2 protein-coding genes are annotated in these 1,787 nt (G+C 61.8%); one reads left to right on the forward strand and one right to left on the reverse strand.

Going from position 1 to position 1,787, the window contains the following annotated elements:
- Positions 1-4: 4 nt before the first annotated feature.
- Entirely contained in the window at positions 5-1,033 is a 1,029-nt protein-coding gene (locus B2W96_RS01380) for an aminopeptidase P family protein (RefSeq protein ID WP_293007802.1), read from the forward strand.
- A gap of 111 nt (positions 1,034-1,144) precedes the next feature.
- On the opposite strand, the gene B2W96_RS01385 is transcribed toward B2W96_RS01380, so the two are convergent.
- The coding region (locus B2W96_RS01385) for a phosphate acyltransferase (RefSeq protein ID WP_293007798.1) at positions 1,145-1,787 on the reverse strand (643 nt) is incomplete at its 5' end.

Raw genomic sequence — 1,787 nt, forward strand, 5'->3', positions numbered from 1 at the left:
TGGTCTGGATGCCATGCTGCTTACCGGAGAGGCCAACCGGTTTTACGCCTCGGGCTTCCGCTCCTCCGGAACGGACGGGGCGGCCCTCGTAACCAAAGGCAACACCTACTATTTTACCGACGCGCGCTATACCGAAGCGGCGGCGCGGGTTGTGGAACACGCCGAAATCCGGGAGGTGCGGCCCGGCCGGAGCTACACAGCCCTGATCAACGAGGCCCTTGCAGAGCAGAGCGCGAACATCGTCGGCTTTGAAGACGCGTATATGACCGTGGCGGACTACGAGGGATACCGCAAGGCCCTTCACTGCGAGCTGACTCCTGCGGCAGACCTGCTTTTTGACCTGCGCAGGGTGAAAGACGACGAGGAGCAATCGGCGCTGATCTCCGCCCAGCGCATTGCCGAGCAAGCGCTGGAGGATATTCTGAAAGAAATCCGCCCCGGCAAAACGGAGAAGGAAATTGCCGCCCGGCTCCAATACCTCATGTTACACTACGGCGCGGAGGACATGTCCTTTGACCCCATTGTGGTGTCCGGCCCCAACGGGAGCCTGCCCCACGGGGTCCCCAGTCTCCGTGAAATTCAAAACGGCGAATTTGTCACCATGGACTTCGGCTGTATCTTCCATGGTTACTGTTCCGACATGACCCGCACCGTGGCGGTGGGGTCTGTGTCGGAAGAAATGCGCCGGGTGTACGAAACCGTGCTGGCGGCCCAGAAGGCGGGAATCGCCGCCGCTGCGGCGGGCGTGACCGGCCGGGCCGTGGACGGCGCGGCGCGGCAGGTCATCGAAGACGCGGGCTGGGGCGACTATTTCAGCCACAGCTTCGGCCATGGCGTGGGGGTGGAGATTCACGAATCTCCCAACGCCTCCGCCCGGAATGAGGACCCTTTGCCCGCCGGGGCGGTCATCTCGGCGGAGCCGGGGATTTACCTGCCGGGACGGCTGGGCGTGCGCATCGAGGACGTAATTATTATCAAGGACGGCGGCTGCACGGACATCACCCATGCGCCCAAGGAGCTGCTTGTCCTGTAACGGTTCTTTCCTTTCCAGGTACCGAGCAACCGTCTTTTTCAGGATATTGATACAAAAAAACACGGACGCCTTTGGCGTCCGTGTTTTCTATTGATCAGAGCAGGTTCGGGTTTATTCGCACTCCACAAGGCCCGCAGTGATGATGGCCATGGAGTAGACCTCCTGCGCATTGCAGCCCCGGGAGAGGTCGTTGATGGGTGCGTTCAGGCCCTGAAGGATGGGACCGTATGCCTCAAAGGAACCCAAACGCTGCGCAATCTTATAGCCGATGTTGCCGGCGTTGATGTCGGGGAAAATAAAGGTGTTGGCATGGCCGGCCACCGGGGAAGCGGGGCACTTGGTGTGGGCCACATGGGGAGAAACAGCCGCGTCAAACTGCATCTCGCCGTCCATTGCAAGCTCGGGCGCGGCGGCATGGGCCTTGAGATAGGCGCCCCGCATCCGGTCCACATCCTCGCCCTTGCCGGAGCCAAGGGTGGAATAGCTCAAAAACGCGATCTTGGGATCAATGCCAAACTGCTGGGCGGTGGCTGCGGTCTCCAGCGCGATTTCCACCAGCTCGTCCTCGGTGGGCTTGATGTTGATGGCGCAGTCGCCCATGGCCAACACCTCGCGGTCGCCGGTGGCGGAGGGACGGACCAGAATGAAGCAGGAGGAGACGATCTTGCTGCCCGGCTTGGTCTTGATGATCTGGAGCGCGGGGCGCACGGTATCCGCGGTGGAATAGGTGGCGCCGCCAAGCAGCGCGTCCGCA

Origin of the sequence: Oscillibacter sp. UBA6647 (assembly GCA_002455655.1) — a bacterium.
In the GTDB taxonomy this organism is placed as follows: domain Bacteria; phylum Bacillota; class Clostridia; order Oscillospirales; family Oscillospiraceae; genus Oscillibacter.